This window comes from Aeromonas sp. QDB25 (assembly GCF_027707725.1).
Classification (GTDB): domain Bacteria; phylum Pseudomonadota; class Gammaproteobacteria; order Enterobacterales; family Aeromonadaceae; genus Aeromonas; species Aeromonas caviae.
Genome location: NZ_JAPCIZ010000068.1, coordinates 1 through 21,696 on the forward strand (window position 1 = coordinate 1; position 21,696 = coordinate 21,696).

21 protein-coding genes are annotated in these 21,696 nt (G+C 60.1%); 10 read left to right on the top strand and 11 right to left on the bottom strand.

Annotated features, from left to right (window positions below):
• The first annotated feature begins 353 nt into the window (after positions 1–353).
• Positions 354–986 carry a LysE family translocator gene (locus PG883_RS18355; RefSeq protein WP_183148886.1) on the top strand — a complete coding sequence of 211 codons (633 nt, stop codon included), beginning with the start codon at positions 354–356 and terminating at the stop codon, positions 984–986.
• Positions 987–1,068: 82 nt separating this feature from the next.
• On the opposite strand, the gene fis is transcribed toward PG883_RS18355, so the two are convergent.
• The gene (fis, locus tag PG883_RS18360; protein ID WP_005309538.1) at positions 1,069–1,365 is read right to left on the bottom strand and encodes a DNA-binding transcriptional regulator Fis; all 297 of its coding nucleotides are present in this window, start codon (positions 1,363–1,365) and stop codon (positions 1,069–1,071) included.
• Between the two features lie 25 nt (positions 1,366–1,390).
• On the bottom strand, positions 1,391–2,356 hold the full coding sequence (gene dusB / locus PG883_RS18365; RefSeq protein ID WP_010675552.1) for a tRNA dihydrouridine synthase DusB: 966 nt from the start codon (positions 2,354–2,356) through the stop codon (positions 1,391–1,393).
• A gap of 290 nt (positions 2,357–2,646) precedes the next feature.
• On the opposite strand from dusB, the gene PG883_RS18370 reads away from it, so the two are divergent.
• From PG883_RS18370 to PG883_RS18385, 4 genes are all read left to right on the top strand, one after another.
• Positions 2,647–4,053 (top strand): TolC family protein, encoded by a 1,407-nt coding sequence (locus PG883_RS18370; RefSeq protein ID WP_270807547.1) that lies wholly within the window; start codon positions 2,647–2,649, stop codon positions 4,051–4,053.
• Positions 4,054–4,126: 73 nt separating this feature from the next.
• Positions 4,127–5,131, top strand: coding sequence for an HlyD family secretion protein (locus PG883_RS18375; protein ID WP_080767988.1), 1,005 nt, complete (start codon positions 4,127–4,129; stop codon positions 5,129–5,131).
• On the top strand, positions 5,131–6,267 hold the full coding sequence (locus PG883_RS18380; RefSeq protein ID WP_201985833.1) for an ABC transporter permease: 1,137 nt from the start codon (positions 5,131–5,133) through the stop codon (positions 6,265–6,267). Before PG883_RS18375 ends, PG883_RS18380 begins: the two co-directional genes overlap by 1 nt.
• Positions 6,264–7,457, top strand: coding sequence for an ABC transporter permease (locus PG883_RS18385; RefSeq protein WP_270807550.1), 1,194 nt, complete (start codon positions 6,264–6,266; stop codon positions 7,455–7,457). Before PG883_RS18380 ends, PG883_RS18385 begins: the two co-directional genes overlap by 4 nt.
• Positions 7,458–7,513: 56 nt before the next feature.
• Here PG883_RS18385 and PG883_RS18390 read toward each other — a convergent pair whose 3' ends face one another.
• The 3 genes from PG883_RS18390 to PG883_RS18400 form a co-directional block, all read right to left on the bottom strand.
• The gene (locus PG883_RS18390) at positions 7,514–8,149 is read right to left on the bottom strand and encodes an SDR family oxidoreductase (RefSeq protein ID WP_042880594.1); all 636 of its coding nucleotides are present in this window, start codon (positions 8,147–8,149) and stop codon (positions 7,514–7,516) included.
• 127 nt (positions 8,150–8,276) lie between these two features.
• Positions 8,277–9,131: a DnaA ATPase domain-containing protein gene (locus tag PG883_RS18395; RefSeq protein ID WP_270807552.1), complete on the bottom strand. Its 855-nt coding sequence runs from the start codon at positions 9,129–9,131 to the stop codon at positions 8,277–8,279.
• A gap of 72 nt (positions 9,132–9,203) precedes the next feature.
• Entirely contained in the window at positions 9,204–9,878 is a 675-nt protein-coding gene (locus PG883_RS18400; RefSeq protein ID WP_039041329.1) for a DnaT-like ssDNA-binding domain-containing protein, read from the bottom strand.
• Between the two features lie 275 nt (positions 9,879–10,153).
• On the opposite strand from PG883_RS18400, the gene PG883_RS18405 reads away from it, so the two are divergent.
• Positions 10,154–11,125, top strand: a complete 972-nt coding sequence (locus PG883_RS18405) for a response regulator (protein WP_029314797.1) — start codon at positions 10,154–10,156, stop codon at positions 11,123–11,125.
• 69 nt (positions 11,126–11,194) lie between these two features.
• Here PG883_RS18405 and PG883_RS18410 read toward each other — a convergent pair whose 3' ends face one another.
• From PG883_RS18410 to PG883_RS18420, 3 genes are all read right to left on the bottom strand, one after another.
• Positions 11,195–12,592, bottom strand: a complete 1,398-nt coding sequence (locus PG883_RS18410; RefSeq protein ID WP_270807554.1) for a peptide MFS transporter — start codon at positions 12,590–12,592, stop codon at positions 11,195–11,197.
• Positions 12,593–12,805: 213 nt separating this feature from the next.
• On the bottom strand, positions 12,806–13,717 hold the full coding sequence (gene galU / locus PG883_RS18415) for a UTP--glucose-1-phosphate uridylyltransferase GalU (RefSeq protein WP_010675542.1): 912 nt from the start codon (positions 13,715–13,717) through the stop codon (positions 12,806–12,808).
• 94 nt (positions 13,718–13,811) lie between these two features.
• A complete protein-coding gene (locus PG883_RS18420; protein WP_041213860.1) occupies positions 13,812–14,129 on the bottom strand; it encodes a ComEA family DNA-binding protein in 318 nt (105 codons plus the stop codon).
• A gap of 164 nt (positions 14,130–14,293) precedes the next feature.
• Between PG883_RS18420 and cysQ the strand changes: the two genes are divergently transcribed.
• Positions 14,294–15,064, top strand: coding sequence for a 3'(2'),5'-bisphosphate nucleotidase CysQ (cysQ, locus tag PG883_RS18425; protein ID WP_270807556.1), 771 nt, complete (start codon positions 14,294–14,296; stop codon positions 15,062–15,064).
• A gap of 79 nt (positions 15,065–15,143) precedes the next feature.
• Here the strand turns inward: cysQ and PG883_RS18430 are convergent, their stop codons facing one another.
• The 3 genes from PG883_RS18430 to PG883_RS18440 form a co-directional block, all read right to left on the bottom strand.
• On the bottom strand, positions 15,144–15,440 hold the full coding sequence (locus tag PG883_RS18430) for a YciI family protein (protein ID WP_069556199.1): 297 nt from the start codon (positions 15,438–15,440) through the stop codon (positions 15,144–15,146).
• 24 nt (positions 15,441–15,464) lie between these two features.
• Positions 15,465–16,016, bottom strand: a complete 552-nt coding sequence (locus PG883_RS18435; RefSeq protein ID WP_270807562.1) for a septation protein A — start codon at positions 16,014–16,016, stop codon at positions 15,465–15,467.
• 90 nt (positions 16,017–16,106) lie between these two features.
• Positions 16,107–17,630, bottom strand: a complete 1,524-nt coding sequence (locus tag PG883_RS18440) for an aminotransferase class V-fold PLP-dependent enzyme (RefSeq protein ID WP_270807564.1) — start codon at positions 17,628–17,630, stop codon at positions 16,107–16,109.
• A gap of 174 nt (positions 17,631–17,804) precedes the next feature.
• On the opposite strand from PG883_RS18440, the gene trhA reads away from it, so the two are divergent.
• The 3 genes from trhA to PG883_RS18455 all read left to right on the top strand — a co-directional run.
• Positions 17,805–18,440, top strand: a complete 636-nt coding sequence (gene trhA, locus PG883_RS18445) for a PAQR family membrane homeostasis protein TrhA (RefSeq protein WP_033112811.1) — start codon at positions 17,805–17,807, stop codon at positions 18,438–18,440.
• A gap of 117 nt (positions 18,441–18,557) precedes the next feature.
• Positions 18,558–20,219: a putative transporter gene (locus PG883_RS18450; protein ID WP_270807567.1), complete on the top strand. Its 1,662-nt coding sequence runs from the start codon at positions 18,558–18,560 to the stop codon at positions 20,217–20,219.
• A gap of 232 nt (positions 20,220–20,451) precedes the next feature.
• On the top strand, positions 20,452–21,696 hold a 1,245-nt coding region (locus PG883_RS18455; RefSeq protein ID WP_270807572.1), incomplete at its 3' end, for a retention module-containing protein.

A 21,696-nucleotide genomic window follows, 5' to 3' on the forward strand; every position in this document is an offset into this window, starting at 1 on the left:
GCTGTAGCGCCGATGGTAGTGTGGCATTCGCCATGCGAGAGTAGGACACTGCCAGGCACCCAATACAAGAAACCCCGCTCACTCGAGCGGGGTTTTTTATTGCCTGAAATTTATTTTTTAGATAATAAGTCTGGATAATGCTCAAAATCCAGTCAATTACATCGATAAACATTGCTATTCAGCCAGTATCACTGCCTTTCAAACGGCTCAATCTCTCTTTTTCACCTGGTTGAGCGTCAAATATCTCCGGCTCAAACGCTATTCCCTTCCTTGATAATCACTATCGCCGGAAACGGGAGTGACAAGTACTTCAGGATCCATAGACTGTTTCTTTCATGTACAAGGAGCTGTGTATGTTGGGGATCCACGATCTGGCGCTGTTTATCGTTTCTGGCCTGTTGTTGAACATGATGCCTGGGCCTGACTCCCTGCTCATCATGCTGCGCAGCGGCTCCCAGGGATGGCGTGCAGGGTCCATGGCGGCATTGGGTATCGGGACAGGTACCATGGTGCATGTGTTGGCGGCGGCGCTGGGGCTGTCTGCCCTGTTGAGTGCCTCTGCCGAGCTGTTTGCCGTCATCAAGCTGATGGGGGCGCTCTATCTGGTCTATCTCGGCGTGTCCATGCTCTGGCAGAGGAGTGGCGCTTCAACGTCTGTGGATGGGGCTGTGGCGCTGCCTGCGCTCTCTTATGGGCGCATCTTTCGGCAGGGGTTGCTCACCAATGTCCTCAACCCCAAGGTTGCCCTGTTCTTCCTCGCCTTTGTACCCCAGTTCATCGCGCCAGATGCGCCGCAAAAAGCACTGGCATTCATCGTGCTGGGCTGCATCTTCAATTTCAACGGCATGATCTGGTGCCATCTGCTGGCGTTTTCCACCGCGTTTGCAAGCCGCAAGGTGCGACTACCCACCCGGGTGGCCACTTGGCTGAATCGTGTGATGGGGGGGCTGTTCGTGGGGCTCGGTATCAAGCTGGCGGTGGAGTGAGCAGGTAAACACCGGGCATAGAAAAAGGCGTATCCCATCGCTGGGATACGCCTTCGTCTGCACTGCAGCAGAATGACCGGGATCAGTTCATGCCGTAACGCTTGAGTTTCTTGCGCAGGGTGCCGCGGTTGATGCCCATCATCACGGCGGCGCGAGTCTGGTTGCCACGGGTGTACTGCATGATCACGTCCAGCATGGGAGCTTCGACTTCGGAGAGAACCATATCGTACAGATCAATCACTTCCTGACCGTTCAACTGGGCCAGGTAGTTACGCAGGGCCTGTTGCACAGAGTCACGCAGGGGGCGTTGGGTCGGCTCGGCAGCGTGATTGTGAGTAGTTGTTACCAATGCATCAGAAGTCAGGGTTTGTTCGAACATATTCGGTCGGCTCTTTAGTTATGCGTTAACCTAATCCATCGAAATACGCTTCGAGTGCCTCGAGTTGTGCGTCTGCACAATCCAGGGCATTGAAGTGCTTACGGAATTCTCGGCCCGCCTCTTCTTCATCCAGATACCAGCCCACGTGTTTACGGGCAATGCGCGCTCCCAGATAGGCACCGTAAAACTGGTGCAGATTGGTGACATGCTCGTTCATCAGGGTGCGAACCTCTTCCCTGTCGGGAGGCGGCAGCTTGGTGCCCGTTTCAAGAAAATGGCGGATTTCCCGGAAAATCCAGGGTCGTCCTTGCGCAGCACGGCCGATCATCACGGCGTCGACACCGGTATAGTCGAGGACATACCGGGCTTTCTCCGGGCTATCGATGTCGCCATTGGCGACAACAGGAATCGATACGGCCTGCTTAATCGCCCTGATAGTGTCGTACTCCGCTTCGCCCTTGTAGAGGCAGGCACGGGTACGACCATGCACGGCAAGGGCCGCGATACCGCAATCTTCGGCGATTCGGGCGATCTCCTCGCCATTGCGGTTATCCGGATCCCATCCTGTGCGGATCTTCAAGGTGACAGGTACTTCCACCGCATCCACCACGGCCCGGCAGATGGATCTGACCAGGTCTGGCTGACGCAGCAGGGCGGAACCTGCCAGCTTCTTATTCACTTTTTTTGCCGGACATCCCATGTTGATGTCGACGATCTGAGCGCCCTGCTCCACGTTGTAGCGGGCAGCAAACGCCATCATCTCGGGGTCGGCACCGGCAATCTGGACCGATCGCAAGCCGCCTTCAGCAGAGTGATCCATTCTCATCCGGGTTTTCTGGGTATCCCAGACATCCGGGTTGGCCAGCAGCATCTCGGAAACGGCCATACCGGCTCCCAAACGTAAACAAAGTTCACGAAATGGTCGGTCTGTTACACCGGCCATGGGGGCCACGATCAGGGGAGTTTCAAGCGTGTGGGGACCTATCTGCATTCCACGGTTACCATCGGCTTAGGGCGGCGTATATTACGCATTTTTTAGTCAGGAGAAAAGGTTAGTATTTGAGCGTCAGCCATTTTTTTCTGAAAAAAACGTCGCGCCAAGGCTTGCAAATTCAGGAGTGCTTGAAAATCGGACATATTGTCTGTGACCATGGTCAGGAGGGCGCGAGTGAGGGGGATGGTGATTTGTGAGTCTCCCTCTCAAGCCGGTTTAGGCTATGATAGCGGGCCTGAGTTGAGCAAAGACTCTACACAATTTCATTACAAACGGATCGGGGATGTATGACGGTAAAGTTCATCAAGTCGCTCTGCCCATGCCTGCTGGGTATCGTGCTGGGGTCGGCTCAGGCGCATACGGTCAGCTTTACCGAGGCCTGGAGCCGGGTCATCCAGCAGGATGACGGCTTGGCGGCAGAGCAGGCCGGGGTGAAGCGGGCCCAGCAACTGCGGGAGGCGGCCAAGGCCATGTACCTGCCCAAGGTGGATGTGGGGGCCAGCTATACCCATCTCGATCAGCCGATGGAGCTGGACATGCTGGATCTCAACCCCATCGCCAATCATCCGGAATTCGGCAAGGTGCTGGGGCCTGTGATGCAGGCACTCAACCTCAGCCCGAGCGATTTCGTCACCCCCCTCACCAAGCAGAACGTGGTGACCAGTTCGGTCAAGATGCTATGGCCGCTCTTTACCGGCGGGCGCATCGATGCGGCCCAGGATATTCGTCAGGCCCAAGTGAGCGAGGCTGAGCAGTTGCTGGTGCTCAAACAGCAGTCCACCTTCGAGAGCCTCTCCCAGACCTACTTCGGGGTGGTGCTGGCGGCGCAGGTGGTGCAGACCAAGCAGGAGATCGAGCAGGGACTGGCACACCATCTGGATCATGCCAAGAAGCTCGAAGCCCAGGGGCAGATCGCCAAGGTGGAGCGCCTTTCGGCCCAGTCTGCCTATGACAGGGCACGTATCGATACCCAGAAGGCCAGGCGCAGCCTGGAGATCGCCCAGCTAGCGCTCGGCCACATGCTCAAGCTCAAGCAGGCGGAGCCCAATACCGCCCTCTTCATCAACGAAGGGATGCCAGCCTTGTCTCCCTTTGTGGAGGAGACCCTGTCGGTGCATCCCGGTCTCAAGCTGTTGACGGCCAAGAAGGAGCAGGCTCAGGGGATGATCAAGCTGGAGAAGGGCAAATACGCCCCCGAGCTCTTCCTGTTCGGCAACTACAACCTCTATGAAGATGATTCCATCGTCTCCAAGACCACACCGGACTGGCTGGTTGGTGTCGGGGTCAGCATGCCGCTGGTGAGTCGTGATGGCCGCTCCGAGACGGTCCAGGCAGCCAAGAGCGCCGAACTCCAGGTCAACCTGCTGCAAGCCAAGACCCGCCAGGATCTGGAGCTGCTGGTCGAGAAGACCTGGCGCGAGGCTGCCCAGGGACTGGAGGAGTATCACTCTCTCTCCTCGACCCAGGCGCTGGCCGAGGAGAACGTGCGGTTGCGTGACAAGGCATTCGGTCAGGGGCTCTCCACTTCCCTTGATGTGGTCGATGCCCAGACCCAGCTTGCCGGGGTCAAGACCCAGCGCGCCGCCGCCGCCTATCAATACGTGATCTCCCTGGCCCGCCTGTTGGCACTCTCCGGTCAGATGAACAGTTTCAACCAGTATCAGCATGGCCAGGCGATCGAGGTGAACTCATGATCGCGCTCTCTTCCATTCCGTTATTCATGTCCGTTTCGACCGTCAAGGGTCGCCCGTTTGCCGAGGTGAATTCATGAGTCATCCCCCCATCAAGAAGAAGATGAGCCAGGGCAAGCCCTGGCTGCTGCCACTGGCGTTGGTATTGCTTGTGCTCTGGCTGGGCTGGCGCTTCTGGCTGGCCTATCAGCCGGAGCCGGTGCGTCTGCAGGGGCAGATAGAGGCGCAGCAGTATTCGGTCTCTTCCAAGGTGGCGGGCCGCATCGACGAGGTGCTGGTGAAGAAGGGGGATCAACTGGCCAGGGGCCAACTGGCGTTCACTCTGGCGAGCCCGGAGATCGAGGCCAAGCTGAGTCAGGCCAAGGCCGGGCAGGCCGCGGCTGGCGCCATGGCCGAAGAGGCCGAGAAGGGAGCGCGAGTGCAGCAGATCGCGGCCGCCAAGGATCAGTGGCAACAGGCCAAGGCGGCAGCCCTGCTTCATGGCAAAACCTACGAGCGCATTGCCAGCCTGCATCGGGATGGCGTGATGTCGCTGCAAAAGCGTGACGAGGCCTGGACGGCCTGGCAGGCGGCGAAGTACAGCGAGGGCATGGCCTGGCAGCAATACCAGATGGCGCTGGAAGGGGCGCGGGAAGAGACCAAGATCGCGGCCCGCGAGCAGGCCAAGATGGCGGCTGGCGGCGTGGCGGAAGTGGAAGCCTATCTGGCCGATACCCGCATCGCCAGCCCACACGAGGGGGAAGTTGCCCAGGTGCTGCTGCGCAGCGGCGAGCTGGCTCCCCAGGGCTTCCCCGTGGTGACCTTGCTCGACATGAAGGATGCCTGGGCCCAGTTCCATGTCCGTGAGGACCTCCTGCCAAGGTTTCCGGTCGGTACCGAGTTTGATGCCCGTATTCCCGGCCTGGGGGATCAGCTGGTGCGCTTCAAGGTGACCCATGTGGCCGTGATGGGGGATTTCGCCACCTGGCGTGCCACCGACACCCGCCAGGGGTTCGACATGAAAAGCTTCCAGGTGGAAGCGCGCCCCTTGCAGCCGGTTGACGGGCTGCGGGTCGGCATGAGCGTGCTGGTCGAGCTCTGATGGGGCGCGAATGGCGGTTGCTCTGGCAGGACCCGTTCGGCCGGGCGCTGGCGAGCTGGGTCCCCTTTCTGCTGATAGGGATCCTGTGCTGGATCTTTTCAGCCGGCCTGGCGCGGGATCTCAAGGTCGGTCTGGTGGATCTGGATCGCAGCACCCTCTCCCGGCAACTGGCGTTCTCTCTCGATGGCTCCGCCGGGCTCAAGATAGCGCAGCAGTTTGACGCCATTGACGAGGGGGCCAGGGCACTGCGAGGGGGGGACATCTATGCCCTGGTGGTGATCCCTCATCACCTGGAGCGGGATGCCCGCGAGGGGACCCAACCCAGGGTGACCGTGTTCAACAATGGCCAGTTCATCCTGATTGCCAAGCTGGTCAACTCCGCACTGGCCCAGGTGGTGGGAACTCTCAATGGCCAGGTAGGGGTGTTGGAGGCCATGGCCGACGGCAAGACGCTGCCCGGTGCCCTGGGACAATCCGTACCCATTGCGAGCCAGGTTACCGCGCTCTACAACATCAATTCCAGCTACGCCCAGTTTCTGCTGAGCGCCCTGCTACCTGCGGTGTGGCAGATCCTGGTGGTGCTCTATGGCCTGAACGCCCTGGCCCGCACCGATCGCCTCGGGTTGGACTGGACCACCAGAGGGGTCTGGTTCGGCCTCTGGCGTACCCTGCTGCCCCACGTGCTCATCGGCTGGGGGTGGGGTCTGGCGTGGAGTCTGCTGCTGTTCAAGGGGCTTGGGTACCCCATGCAAGGCAGTTGGCTGGTGCTGACGGCGGGGCTGGGACTGGCGTCGGCCGCTTGCGTCACCATGGGGGCCTTCTTCTACGCCATCATCCGGGATCCGGCGCGGGCGCTCTCTCTGGCCGGCGCCTACACGGCGCCGGGATTTGCCTTCATGGGGGTCACCTTTCCGGTCAGCGCCATGGGGGATGTAGCCCAGTTCTGGCGCAGCCTGCTGCCCATCTCCCACTATGTGGAGCTGCAGATCGGGCAAACCAATTATGGTCAACCGTTGACGGCGGCCCTGCCCCAGCTCGGGGCTCTGCTGCTGTTTTTGCTGCCCCTGTTGCTGGTGGTACACCGCTACCGGACGCCGTCGGGCGCGGCCCTGCCCCATGAGGAGTCCAGGCCATGATGGGATTCTGGGATCTGGTGCGCCTTGAGCTGCGCACCCTCTTGGCGGATCGCGCCATCATGCTGACCCTGTTTGGCGGCGTCTTCTTCTACTCCTTCCTCTACCCCCAGCCCTACCTGCACCAATTGCCCAGGGAAGAGCCCGTGGTGGTGGTCAACGAGGATGGCAGCCAGCTTTCCCGCCAGCTGGAGTTCATGGCCGATGCCACGGCGCAGGTGAAACTGGTGACCCGTGCCGGTTCGCTCGACGAGGCCCGCCAGATGATGCTGACCGGCAAGGCGAGCGGCATCTTGCACATTCCCCGCCACTTCTATCGGGATCTGATGCTGGGCAGGAGCGTGACCCTGGGTTATGCCGGGGATGCCTCCTACTTCCTGGTCTATGGCACCATTGCCGAAGGGCTGGCCCAGGCGGGGGGCACGCTCGCCGCCCAGGTGAAGGTGGCCAGGCTGTTGAGCCAGGGTGAGGCGCTGCCCCAGGCCGCCATGGGCTGGAACGCGGTGGCCCTCAATGTGCTGCCGGTATTCAACCCCACCATGGGCTATGTGAACTACGTGGTGCCTGCGGTATTCGTGCTGATCCTGCATCAGGTGTTGCTGATGGGGACCGGCATCCTGGGGGCGACCCAGAACCAGCGCAGCCACCGTGGCGAGTCAGGCTACTGGCAACATGCTCCCGTGCCGGCCTTGTTGCTGGCCCGCACCCTGGTGGTGGGGGCTCTTTTCGTCTTTCCGGTGACCTACTTCTTCGGCTTCTGCTTCGATCACTACGGTATTGCCCGCACCGCTGTACCCGGCGAACTCTGGCTCTTTACCCTGCCGTTCCTGCTGGCCACCACCTGGCTCGGGATCGTGCTCGGCGCCCTGTTCACCCGCCGTGATCTACCGACCCAGATAGTGCTTGTCTCCTCTTTGCCGCTGGTCTTCCTGGCCGGCTTTATCTGGCCCCTTGAGCTCATCCCGGCCCCCCTCAACTGGCTGGCGCAGTGGGTGCCGAGCACCCCGGCCATCGAAGGTTTTCTGCGGCTCAACCAGATGGGGGCTGAGTTTGCTCAGGTCTCCCACTACTGGTGGCAGTTGTGGGGACTGGCGCTGCTGTATGGCGCTCTGGCGTGCTGGTTGCTCCGCTGGCGTCAACCGTGCCCTGCAACGCGGCCGGATGATGGGGCGACAGCGTCTTCCACCGACTAGGCCCCTTGCAACAACACGGTCAGCCACTGGGCTGACCGTGTTGCCATTCACAGGGATCATGGCTGACTCAGACCCGGATCGCCGATGGCATAGATCTGGCCGCACGCCTCCTGGTCGGTGAGCAGTTGCAAACCCCGTATCGCCACATCCTGGCGCCTGACCAGGCCATGCCTCTCTTGCCCCTGGCTCAGGATGGCCTGACCCGTGGGCTCCCCATCCTGCAACCCTGCGGGGCGTAAAATGGTCCACTCAAGGGTGCTGGTCTGCAGCCAGCTTTCCGCCAGGCTCTTGAGGCGTACCTCGTGTCCGAAGGCGGCGCGAGCCCGCTCGGGCAGGTATTGCCAGCTGTCGCCACAACCGAGGGAGGTGACCAGCAGCAGGCGGCTGAGCCCGACGCGCTCCATCTCGTCGATCACATGGCGGTTGCCCTGATAATCCACCGGTGCACTCTGGCGAAAGCTGCCGAGGGTGGAGACTACCCGGGCATCCCTGTCCGCCAAGCGGCAAGCCTGGGCCACGGCCTGGGGGTCCAGGGCATCCCCGATGACGACCTCGACTCCCAGGGTATGCAGCTCGCTGGCCATGTCGGCATGGCGCACCAGGGCAACGACCCTGTGGCCCAGTTGCAGTGCGTGGTCGGTGAAGGCGCGGCCCAGTCCGCGACTGGCACCGAAGATGAGTGTGGTTGGCATGACAGGCCCTCTCGAACAAAAGAGCAAGCCTAGAGCCTGGATGGCTCTCTGTAAATGAGAGTGGTTTTTATTTGTGAGGTGCAGGGGATATGAAGGGCCGGACATCAGGGACGCCGGCCCGACGGGATCAACCGTTGTAATGGCCGATGCTGGGACGGCGGCTGGGTCCGCTCAGGTGGATGTCCACCGGATTGAACGCCTTGATCGCCTCATAGCTGAAATCACCGATGGCCTGATGCAGGCTCTGGGGGCTGTGGTTGGTGATGATGATGACGCTTTTGGACAGGTTGCGACGACGGCGCAGCAGGTGGCCGAGGAAGCTGGACTGACTCTCGGCCATCTTGGCGCGGTTGGCCGCCACCTCGTCGATGATCAGCAGGTCCACCTCTTCCAGGGCGCGGCGGTACTGGTTGCGCTCCTCCTGATCCTGGATGACGTTGAAGAAGAGCCTGTCCACGATGGAGGCCCACTGCTGGAAGATCACCGACTTCTGGTGGCGCGCGATCAACTCGTGGGCCACGGCGCCCGCCAGGGTGGATTTGCCGGTGCCGTAATCGCCGTAGATCAGCATGCAGCCCCCGCCGCTCTTCTCCCAGTGCTCGAAACCGCTGATGAAGTAGCGGGCTGTCTCGATGGGGTATTGCAGGGCCGGGTCACCGGAATCCATCTTGTCGAAGATCCAGTCCGGATTGAGGTCGGCCTGGGCGATCAGCTTCTGGATCCGCTCCTGGCGGGCGGCCTTCTGCAACTCGCGCACTTCGGCATTGGCCTTGGCGTCGTACTCCTTGCGCAGGGTCTCGTAGTCGTACTGGCTGCCGCCGGTTGCGGCCCGCAGTCGGAGAATACGTTCCTGCAGGCTGCTGACGTGACGCTTGAGCTCGGGATCATGAGTCTGTTGCTCCTGTCTGGCCTTGGCGATTTTCTGGCGTTTGGCCTCGATCTCTTCCAGTGCCTGGCGCATCGGGTCGTGCGGATCTGTCATGGAATTCTCCTTCTGCTAGGGCTATGGCTGGATGGGCAGGGGGTCAATAGTGCACTTCGTGGCCGCCTGGTATCAATCATTCTCCGGCTCCTGAGCTTGTGCCAGCCGTTTGGCCTCATCGATCATCTCTTGCGCCCGGCGGCTCGGGCCAGCCTCTACCGGGGCTGGCGCGACCTGCTGGTACCCGGTGACCACGGTCGCCGGGCGGCGGGCGTAGCGCCGACTCTTGAGGGCCCGAATAAATTTCAACATCCACTGGTGCTGGGAGTCGAACACCTCGGGGCGGCCGAGCCAGTAGGCGATGAACTCCCCGAGATCCTCTTCGCTGTAGCTGGCATCGATCACCCCGCACAGGCGTGCGAGAGCAGGCAGTTCTTCGTCCGGACGCCACTGCAGGTGCATCTGGAACGGGCGTGCCGGCAGGGGGCTGCGCACCCGCTGGCTCAGCAACGGCAACTGGAAAGGGCACTGGTGGTAGTGCTCACTGTCAGCCTGGGCCTCGACCTGAAGCAGTTCGGCCTCCATCAGCTCGTCGAGCAGCTCGGTCAGCTGGCGAGCGTTGACCTGATAGCTGAAACCACCGGGATTGCCCGGATCGACGACAGCCAGTGCCCGGCCAAGCTCGGGATAGTTGAGTCGGGCCAGCCGATTTTCCAGCACCAAGCGGCGCAGTTGCAGGGTATAGAGGCTGCGGGCCGGATGGGAGAGTCTGGGATGGGCGAGGGCGCTGTATTCGGCTGGCGTCATGGTCTGCTTCACGATCTGGAGTGGAGGGCATTATCCATCATGGCGGTGCCTCATACAATTCATGGTGCCGACCTGCGAGAGAACGGCTGTCGGGCGACGGTTGCCGATCATCTCTGCGCAAGGGGGCGAGCAAAATAGTCGGACCATTTCAAACGCTTGGCAGATATCAAGGCCAGCCCGGCTCGCTGCTCGACAATATTGTGTGGCGGTATCCAGCGCCCATGATCTAGTCTTAATGCTCAAATAACCATTTGACTAATAAGAGCTTTGTCAAGATGTCAAAAGCCGGACTACGGATCTTGGTGGTAGAAGACGAAGCGGTTTTTCGCCACTCACTGGTATCTTATCTCGAGCACGACGGGGCCTGCGTCTTTCAGGCAGAAGACGGGATTGAGGGGCTCTCTGCCGCAGCGCTCTATCACCCCGATGTGGTGTTGTGTGATCTGAACATGCCGAACATGGATGGCCATGAGGTGATTGCCTGCCTCACCGCCCGCTATCCACAGGTGCCCGTCATCGTCATCTCCGGTCAGGATCAGATGGCTGCGATCGAGCGTGCGCTGCGGGCGGGGGCCAGGGACTTCTTCATCAAACCGGTGAATGACTATGAGCAGATCCGCCGCAGCATCGAGCAATGCCTGACAAACCTCGGGCATCAGAGCCAGCAACTGGAGCTGATGGAACACATCGACTTCTTCCGTGGCCACGATCTGGCGAGCAGCCGGCTGCTCGCCTGGTTGGCCCCCCCTGGCATGCAGGAGTGGGGGCCCTGGCAGGTCACCTTTGCCGGCATGGGCAATCTCTTCATCCCGGATACCTTCAAACTGGACGACAAGCTGCTGGTACTGGTGATGGAATTGCCCATCCTCGGTGTGGATGCGGCTTTCTGTGGTGCCTTGGTGCGATCCCTGATGAACGGCCCCTATCGCCAATACCAGCAACAAGAGAGCCTGCTGTTGACCCAGCCACACCGATTGCTGGATTACCTCAATCTGCAACTGCTGGAGTCGGGCCTGCGTCACTCCTTTGCCATGGCGGCCCTGCTGTTCGATCAGGAGGATGGGCTGCTTTTTGCAAATGCCGGGCTCACCTCACCTCACTGGTTGATGCGTGCAGGGGGGTTGCCGCTCGGCTTGATGCGCAGCAGTCGCTACACGTTGCACAGGCGAAGCTGGCACGAGCCCTTTGATCTGCAGTTTCGCAGTGACAGCGGCAGCGCCCTGACGATGCAGGTTCGTCACCACTGACGCCGTGAAGTGAACACATGCAAACAGGGCGCCCATGGGCGCCCTGTTTGGTCTCTGCTGTTTGACCGGTCAAACGGTCGCAGACTGCAGTTTCTGCTCTTGTTCTTCGAGCTCTTTGGCCGGGCCTTCGGCACCGTGCATCCAGTAGACCAGGCGGTTGGCCATGGTCAGCAGGATGAGGGCGCTGATCACGGCGGCCAGTGCGATGCCACCGAAGATGGCCATGGCGCCGGATTCGCCGACGAAGGAGCCGATGAAGCCGGCGGCATAGTTGGCCAGGGCCACGAAACCGAACCAGGCACCCATCATCAGGGAGGCCAGGCGCAGTGGAGCCAGCTTGGTCACCATGGAGAGACCGATGGGAGAGAGGCAGAGCTCGCCCAGGGTATGGAACAGGTAGGCACCGACCAGCCAGAACATGGAGGTCTTGACAGCCTGATCACCACCTTGCTCCAGTACGGCACCGATCATGAACAGGAAGCCGACGGCCAGGAACAGCAGGCCCATGGCGAATTTCACCGGGGAGTTCGGCTCTTTCTTGCCGAGCTTGATCCAGATGGCGGCCACGACAGGGGCCAGGGTGATGATGAAGAAGGGGTTCAGGGACTGGAACCAGGCGGTCGGCACTTCGAAGCTGCCGATCATGCGGTCGGTATACTCCTGGGCATACAGGTTCATCAGACCACCGGCCTGCTCGAAGCCGGCCCAGAAGATGATGGTGAACAGGCCCAGTACCAGGATCACCTTGATGCGATCCACTTCCTGTTTGGTCAGGGGCGCTTTTTGCTCCTTAGAGCGTTGCAGGGCGGCACGCTGGGCGGCAGGCACACGGCCGATGTCGCCAAGGAAACGCTGGGCCATGGTGGCCTGCACGACCAGGGAGAGCAGCATGCCGATACCGGCGCTGACGAAGGCGGCTTGCCAGCCATAGGTGGTGGCGGCGGCGCCGCAGATCACACCGGCCAGCAGGGAGCCCAGGTTGATGCCCATGTAGAAGATGGTGAAGGCGCCGTCACGACGGTGATCCCCTTCTTTATACAGGTCGCCCACCATGGTGGAGATGTTCGGTTTGAACAGGCCGTTGCCTACGATCAGCAAGCCAAGGCCGGCATAGAAGACGGTGTTGACCATGTCAGGGAACATGGCGTGAGGCAGTGCCAGGGTAAACTGGCCGGCGGCCATCAGCACGGCACCGAACAGGATGGCACGGCGCTGGCCCAGGAAGGTATCTGCGAGCCAGCCGCCGATGATGGGAGTGATGTAGACCAGACCGGTATAGATGCCGTACAGCTTGAGGGCGTCGGCCTGGGTCCAGCCCATGCCACCGTTGGCGGTCAGGTCGGTCAGATAGAGGACGAGCACGGCACGCATGCCGTAATAGGAGAATCTCTCCCACAGTTCGGTACTAAAGAGCAAAAAAAGCCCTTTAGGGTGACCTAAAAAGGTCCCTTTGGACGGGTTATTCATTGGAACTTCCACCTGTGTCTTATATTTTTTTAGAAATTTTATGCAAGGGCTAGGAACAAGCCTTAATCCTTATAGAACAAGCGACTTTAAATTACAATATTATGATTTAGCGATATTTTATCTATCAATGGTTGAATATTTGTTTATAAAATGAAAAAGGGCATCGAATGATGCCCAGTTTTTTATTCTGCTTATCTTGTAAATATTCAGAGATTACAGCTCTTTGGCAAACTGCTTCAGCCAGCTGGTGAATTCTTTGCTGAGTTCCCGATGGCGCACGGCGTATTCCACATTGGCCTTCATGTAACCGAGCTTGCTGCCGCAATCGTGGCTGCGTCCCTTCATGAAGTAGGCATTGACCTGCTCCTTTTCCATCAGCATGGCGATGGCATCGGTCAGCTGGATCTCGTCGCCGGCGCCGGCCGGGGTTTTTTCCAGCAAGGGCCAGATATTGGCCGAGAGCACATAGCGACCGACCACGGCCAGGTTGGACGGGGCTTCATCCCGGGGCGGCTTCTCGACGATGGCCTGCATCGGCAGGGACATGCCTTCGCTCAGGGCTTCCCCCTTGATGTCGGCGATGCCGTATTTGTCCACTTCGCTCTCGGGGACGGCTTCCACCATGATCTGGCTGATCTGCTCCTCTTCGAACAGGTGCACCATCTCGGCCAGGTTGTCCTGCTTGAGATCGCTGGCCACCTCGTCGATCAGCACGTCCGGCAGCAGTACGGCGAAGGGTTGATCCCCGATGAGGGGGCGGGCACACAGTACTGCATGGCCCAGGCCTTTTGCTTCCCCTTGACGCACGTGCATGATGGTCACGTCTTTGGGACAGATGTGCTGAACTTCTTCCAGCAGTTGGCGCTTAACCCGCTTCTCCAGGGTCGCCTCCAGCTCGAAGCTCTTGTCGAAGTGGTTCTCGATGGAGTTCTTGCTTGAATGGGTCACCAGGATGATCTCCTTGATGCCGGCGGCGATGGCTTCGCGCACCACATACTGGATCAGCGGCTTGTCGACCACGGGCAGCATTTCCTTGGGGATGGCCTTGGTGGCGGGCAGCATGCGGGTACCCAGACCGGCAACGGGGAGAACGGCCTTGCGAACAACGAGCGGTGTCTTTTTCATGGAGTGAGTCCGAAGATACAAAGTGAGCTCATGATACCCGAAGAAAAATAGGGCAGCCACAGGCTGCCCTTGGGATGGCAGGGATTCAAACCGGTTACTTGACGATAATCATGTCCCGGTTTGCTTCCAGCGTGGCAGGTCCGATGCCACTGACGTCCGCCAGTTGATCGACGGAGGTGAACTTGCCCTGCTTCTCCCTGTGGTCGATGATGGCCTGTGCCTTCTTCTCGCCAATGCCCTTCAGGGCGGTGAGCTCGCCGGCACTGGCGGTATTGAGATTGATCTTGCCGCTCTCCTTGACTTGGGTGGTGGCCACAGGCTTGGTCGCCGCCTTGTCGGCGGCCAGCAGAGGTTGGCTCAACAGTGGGAGGCAGCCCAACAGCAGTGCGGCGATCAGGGTCTTCTTGTTCATATCGTCATGTCCTTATGTGGCGTTAGTATCACATTTATCATTAGCTGTGTTGCGCCACTTTTCGTCTGTTAGAATTAGCAGGGAATAACTCAGGCGAATCGGCTATAAGCCGAAGATACTCACTCGGTTACACTGACCAACCCTTTGAGCGAGAACTCTTTTCCATGTATCTACCCGCCATTTCCGAACTGGAGCCCATCGCCCGCGCCGCCGGTGAGGCCATCATGTCCATCTACAGCCAGCCCTTTGCGGTGGAGTACAAGCAGGACGAGAGCCCGCTGACGGCTGCGGACAAGGGGGCCCACGAGGTGATCGTTCAGGCGCTGGCGCGTCTCACTCCCGATATCCCGGTGTTGTCGGAAGAGTCCTCCCCCGAGGTGATGGCTGCGCGACTCGGCTGGTCCCGCTACTGGCTGGTGGATCCTTTGGATGGCACCAAGGAGTTTGTCTCCCGCAACGGCGAGTTCACGGTGAATATCGCCCTGATTGAACAGGGGACCCCGCGCTGGGGGCTGGTCTATGCCCCGGTACTGGACAAGCTCTGGTATGGGGGCAAGGGGATTGGCGCCTGGCGTGTGGCTGATGGCAGGCACGAGACCATCCAGACCCGCCCTCATGACGCTGGGCAAGTGTGGCGCGTGGTGGGCAGTCGCAATCACCTGTCGCAGGAGACACTCGAGTATCTGGCCCGTTTTGGCGAACTGGAGCGGGGCGAGATCGAGCTGGTCTCCATGGGCAGCTCTCTCAAGTTTTGCATCATTGCCGAGGGGGGGGCCGAGCTCTATCCGCGCCTCGCTCCCACCTGCGAGTGGGATACCGGCGCTGCGCAGGCGGTGCTGGAGGGGGCGGGGGGCAGCGTCACCCAACTCGATGGTTCACCGCTGCGCTATAACAAGCCGGATATTCTCAACCCCTGGTTTGTCGCCAGGGCGTGAGGCTGATACCGGGATGCAAAAAGGCCGGACTGGAGTGAACTTCCAGTCCGGCCTTTTTTATTTCGCTATGCGCTTCGGGTCAGAAGACCTTCTTGAACGGCTTGATGGTCACTTTGGCATAGACGCCAGCTGCCACATAGGGATCGGCATCGGCCCAGGCTTTGGCGTCAGCCAGCGAGGCAAACTCGGCGATGACGGTGCTGCCGGTAAAGCCGGCATCGGCCGGGTCCTCGGCATCGATGGCCGGGTTGGGGCCGGCAGTCAGCAGCCGACCTTCATCCTGCAGGGCTTGCAGGCGAGCCAGATGGGCGGGGCGAACCTGCTTGCGCAGCGGCAGGCTGCCCTGAACATCTTCGGAGTAGATGAGATACCACATGAGACAATCCTTTTCTGATGAGGGTTATTTTTTAAGCTGTTCTTTTTGATCAGCCGGAATGTGGCGGTAGAGGTAGACACCGCTGAGCAGGGTGAAGATCAGGGTCATGCCGAGCAGGCCGAACACCTTGAAGTTGACCCACATCTCCTGCGGCAGGTTGAAGGCCACATAGAGATTGAGCAGGCCGCAGACGGCAAAGAAACCGGCCCAGCCGAGGTTGACCCGATCCCAGATGGCGTCGGGTGCCTGCAGCTCCTTGGCCAGCATCTGCTTGATCAGGTTCTTGCCAAAGCCATAGCGGCTGATGAGCAGACCCAACGCAAACAGGGCGTTGATGACGGTCACTTTCCACTTGATGAAGGTGTCATCGTGGAAGAACACTGTGAGACCGCCAAAGAAGCCGACCAGCAGGAAGGTAAAAAGCTGCATCTTCTCGACCTTGCGATAGCGGATCCAGCTATAGGCGAGCTGCAGAGCGGTGACCACCACCAGGGCGCCAGTGGCCATGTAGATGTCGTAGAACTTGTAGACCGCAAAGAAAACGATAAGTGGAATAAATTCAATAAATTGCTTCATTTCTGACGCCTAGTCCTCAAAGATGGCCTGCAAATTTCGCCCAGTCTACCTGCACGGTGGACAACGGCAAATGAATAAGACTGCTCATTTTTACGCCGGTTCCGCGCTGTCGCCAAACAGTTGGTGAGCAATGGTGAGCCCCAGTCGTTGCTGATCGGCCAGCAGGTCGCGGATATGGCGCTCTTCAATCAGGGGATTGAGCAGTACGGCGCGTAGCAGGGTGAGAGGCTGCGCGCCGTAGCGCACCACGGCGCGCTGGGTACGGGAGACAAAGCTGTGCCCCTCGGCGCGCTGGGCTCTTTGCAGCGCCACGTTGAAGGCGTTGACCTGCTCGTTGGCCGCTTCATCCAGCACCTTACCCTGCAGATGGGGCGGGATGCAGCGGTAAGAGAGCAGGTTCATCACCGGAGCAGACATCAGCTCGAAGGCCGGATTGCTGGTAATAAGCTCGGCCATCAGTCGGGCCCGGTCGTAGTTGGCTTCGATAAGCTCGGCATAGCCTTGCTGGCCGAACAGCTGGAAGGCGGCATCCAGATAGAGGGCATTGGCCGGGCGGGTGCCCTCCAAGGTAAAGCGGCCCTGATCAAACGAGGTGGCACGAATGGCGTAGGGGGCCTCCCGCTTGACCGCCATCATCAGGTCCGGCTGGCGGCAGAGCAGCATGCCGGTACCGAGCGGCACCAGCAGCTGTTTGTGGCCATCCAGAGTGACGGTATCGGCGTGCTCGATCCCGGCCAGCAGGTTTTGATAGCGGGGGGAGAAGAGGGTTGGACCACCCCAGGCGGCATCCACGTGGAAGTGAATCTGCTCGCGTTCGGCGATGGCCGCCAGCTCCGGCAGGGGATCGATGGAGCCAAAGTCGGTGCTGCCCGCCACGCCGACCAGCGCCAGCACTTTCAATTTTTGCTCTTTGCACTGGATCAGCGCCTGTTCCAGCGCCGCCAGACTGAGCCGGTTCTGCTCGTCGGTCTCGAGGCGCCAGACGCTGCGGGCGCCCAGCCCCAGCAGATCCATCCCCTTGTCGAAGGAGTAGTGCATCAGCCGGGAGCCGAGAATGACGGCGCCGCGATAGCCCTGCTCGTAGAGGGCGAACAGGTTGTCGCCGCAGGCGCGGTTGCGGGCCAGCCAGAGGGCGGTGACGTTGGCGATGGTGCCGCCGCTGGTCATGACGCCGAGGGCGGCATCCTTGGCATGCATCTGTTCGCCGTAGAAGGCATCGTTCATGCCGTAGATGAGGCGGTGCAGCTTGGCCAGCACCTCCCGCTCCAGAAAGCTGAGCAGACGGGAGGACTCCATCTTCATCGGATTCTGGTTGAGCATCACCACCAGACGGGAGAGCTCGGCAGTGAAGGCCGGCAATGGTGCCGTCATATGACCCATGTAGCGTGGTGAGGTGAGGTGAGAGGCGCCGGGTACCAGAGTAGCCAGCCGGGCGAGATAGGCTTCGGCCGAGCAGCCGCTGGCGGGCATGCGGGACTGGTCGAGCTGATGGGTGAACAGGTCGCGCTGGTAGGGGGCCTGACTGTCGTCGGAGTGGTGGAAGGTCTCCAGCAAGGTGCTCATCGCCTCGCCAAAGGCGGGATCCGCTTGTGCAAACAGCTCAGTCAACTTCATCAGGTTCTCCAGACCAGGTCACCGGGGTAGGTGTCTATGCCGCTTCTGTCGGGCATCGGCGGCAGAGCATACACCAAAGGGGGGCGGGTGACAGCCACCCCATTTTTTAAGCGAACACTTGTACTCTGAAATGGCGCTGGGTAGAGTGTCGCCAATGATGACGGAGTGAATGTTATGAGTGGTGTGATGGATTACTCCCCCCGGGAAGAGCTGGCCAACCGGCTGAGCCACGGAGCGGGATTGTTGCTGGGTATTGCCGGGTTGGTGCTGCTGCTCATCAAGGGGTGGGGGCAGGGCACGCAAGCGCTGGTGAGCTACAGCCTCTATGGCGGCAGTCTGGTGCTGCTCTATCTCGCCTCGACCCTCTACCACAGCATGGCGGAGGGCAAGGCGCGACGCTGGTGCAAGGTGTTTGATCACTGCGCCATCTATCTGCTGATCGCCGGTACCTATACCCCCTTCCTGCTGGTGGCGCTCGATACGCCGCTGGCGCGCGGGCTGATGGTGGTGATCTGGGGGCTGGCGCTGGCCGGGGTGGTGTTCAAGCTGATATTCATCAACCGCTTCAAGAAGTTGTCGCTGTTTACCTATCTGATGCTGGGCTGGCTGTCGCTGGTGGTTATCTATCAGCTCTATATCCATCTGGCTGGTGAAGGGCTGCTGCTGCTCGCGGCGGGCGGGCTGGTCTACAGCCTCGGGGTGATCTTCTACGTCGCCAAGCGAATTCCCTACAACCACGCCATCTGGCATCTGTTTGTGCTGGGGGGCAGCATTTGTCACTTTATGGCCATTTATGGTTATGTCGTTTAATTAACCCTTAATTGGTATTTTTGCCGCACCAAAGGATAAATTCGTGCGTTATCACACAGTTGGCGGCATCGTTTGCTGACAAGCTAGGGACAGTTCAATTCGCAAAGGATGCACACAATGAGTGATATCGCGCTTTCCATCAGCATGTTGTCGCTGGTGGCAGTGCTGGGGCTCTGGCTGGGGAACTGGCGAGTCTATGGCGTCGGGTTGGGGATAGGAGGGGTGCTGTTCGGCGGCATCATAGTCGGCCACTTTGCTGGCCTCTCCGGTCTCGCACTGGATGAACAAACCCTGCACTTCATTCAAGAGTTCGGTCTGATCCTGTTTGTCTACACCATCGGCATTCAGGTTGGTCCCGGCTTCTTTTCTTCTCTGCGCAGCTCCGGTCTCAAGCTCAACGGCTTTGCGGCACTGCTGGTGCTGCTTGGCGGCGTGGTCGCTGCGGCCCTGCACCAGCTGTTCGATGTGCCGCTGCCGGTGATCCTCGGGGTATTCTCCGGTGCGGTCACCAATACTCCTTCGCTTGGTGCGGGCCAGCAGATCCTGGGTGAACTGGGTGCAGCTCCCGGCTCCACCGGTCTGATGGGGATGGGCTATGCGGTTGCCTACCCGTTCGGTATCTGCGGCATTTTGCTCACCATGTGGCTGATTAGGGTCTTCTTTCGCATCAAGGTTGAGGAGGAAGCTGCCCAGTTCGAGCTGCAGACCGGCAAGACCAAGGAGAGTCTGCAGACCATCAACATCGCGGTGCGCAACCCCAATATGCATGGCCTGATGCTGAGCGAGATTCCGAGTCTCGACGAGGTTGATGTCATCTGCTCGCGCCTCAAGCGCGGCGATGAGCTGATGGTGCCGCGTCCCGATTCGCGCATCGAGTTGGGCGACCTGCTCCACCTGGTGGGTGAGCGCCATGCGCTGCACAAGGTGCTGCTGGTGCTCGGGGAGGAGGTGGAGACCTCGCTCTCGACTCGTGGTACCGACCTGCGCGTCGAACGGGTGGTGGTGACCAACGAGCAGGTTTTGGGCAAGAAGATCCGCGATCTCGACATCAAACAGCGTTATGACGTGGTGATCTCCCGCCTCAATCGTGCCGGTATCGAGCTGGTGCCGACCAGCCAGACCAGCCTGCAGTTCGGTGACATCCTCAACCTGGTTGGACGCCTCGATGCCATCGAAGCGGTGACCAATGTGGTCGGCAACGTGCAGCAGAAACTGCAGCAGGTGCAGATGCTGCCGGTCTTTATCGGGATCGGTCTTGGCGTGCTGCTGGGCTCCATCCCCTTCTATCTGCCGGGCTTCCCGGCCGCGCTCAAGCTCGGCCTGGCGGGCGGGCCGCTGGTGGTGGCGCTGATCCTGTCGCGGATCGGCAGCATCGGCAAGCTCTACTGGTTCATGCCGCCCAGTGCCAACCTGGCGCTGCGGGAGATCGGGATCGTGCTGTTTCTGGCGGTGGTCGGCTTCAAGTCCGGTGCCGGTTTCGTCGATACCCTGATCCACGGCGATGGCCCCTCATGGATGCTCTACGGCGTCGCCATTACGCTTATTCCGTTGCTGGTGGTCGGGGTGCTGGCTCGCCTCTATGGCAAGATGAACTACCTCACCCTGTGTGGTTTGCTGGCCGGCTCCATGACCGATCCTCCCGCGCTGGCCTTTGCCAACGCCATGCATCCGACCAGCGGCGCCAGCGCCCTCTCATATGCCACTGTCTACCCGCTGGTGATGTTCCTGCGGATCATCTCGCCGCAGCTCTTGGCCATCATCCTCTGGGCTGGCGCATAACTCTCTGAAATGGCAGGTGCATGGTTTGTCATGCTCCTGCCATATTTCTGTAATGTACTGATAAAATTGATTTTATTTTATATCCCACCGTTAGCTCCGACCCTTCTGGCCGGCTGAACAGTTCAGCCCCAAATCAGTCTATTCTTTCGAATTTTCGAACTGGTTATTTCCACTGCCTGTGTGCAAAGTAGGCTGTGGCTTTTTGCATGCAAATCAGGATTCAGGAGAGAACATGATTACCAATGCCATTACCTTGGAACAGGGCGTAACCGTAACCCAACTCAAAGGAAAGATTTACCTGCTTGCCGCAGACGGCAGCCGGAAGCTGTTGGTTGAAGGGGATGTACTGCCAAAAGGGGCTGTGATTGTATCTCCCGATGGTGGCAGCTTTATGGGCGGCAACCAGTCGTTCAATGTGCAGCCGGCCGGTCAGCCGAGCGAGTCGGCCGAAGAGGGAGATGCACCCCAGCTGGCACAAAACGGTGCACCCGGCACTCCGAGCGATATCAATGCACTGCAACAAGCCATTTTGGGTGGCGCTGACCCGACCAAGACTTTTGAAGCCTCTGCCGCGGGTGGTGCTCCTGCTGCTGGCGGTGGCGGCGTCGGTGGTGTTGCTGGCGCCAGTGGCAACGGCGGCTTTGTCACCATCGACCGCGTAGGGGATGCCACTATCTCTCAGGCGGGGTTTGATACGACCTACAATAATGGCACCGCGCCGACGCTGGATGCGACAGGCATTGCAGATCAGCCTTTCATCTCCGCCAATCTGACCCTCTCTGCGCAGCCTCAAGTAAATGAAGGCGGTTCCATCACCTTTACTGCCTCTGTTGATGTACCTGTTTTTGGCACCGATCTGGTCATTACTCTCTCAAATGGTGCTGTCATTACCATTCCTGCTGGCCAAACTACCGGTTCCGTTACGGTGGCTGCGCCTGCCGACAGCCCCTATGTCGACCCGTCCACGATCACTGTTTCGATCACTGGTACTCAGGGCGGTGGTTTCAACCAGATCATTACCGGTCCTTCAACGACCACCCAGATTAACGACACCATCGATACCACTACAGTGACCCTGGGTGCTCCGGCGCAGGTCAACGAAGGGGGCCAGATCACCTACAGCGCCAGCGTCAACAATGCCCCGCAGAGTGACCTGGTGCTGACCCTGTCCAACGGCGCCAGCATCACCATCAAGGCGGGCGAGCTGAGCGGCAGTGTGACGGTCGATGCCCCGAGTGACGACGTGTACAACGATGGCAGCAGCCTGACGGTGAGCATCACCGGCAGCAGCGGTGGCAACTACGAACAGCTGGACACCAGCAGCAAGGTGACCACCGAGGTGGCCGACACCGTGGACACCACCACGGTGACCCTGAGCTCGGCCACCAACGGCCAGACCGTGACCGAGGGCGGCAGCATTGTCTACACCGCCAGCGTCAGCAACCCGGTGACCGGCAGCCCGCTGACCGTGACCCTC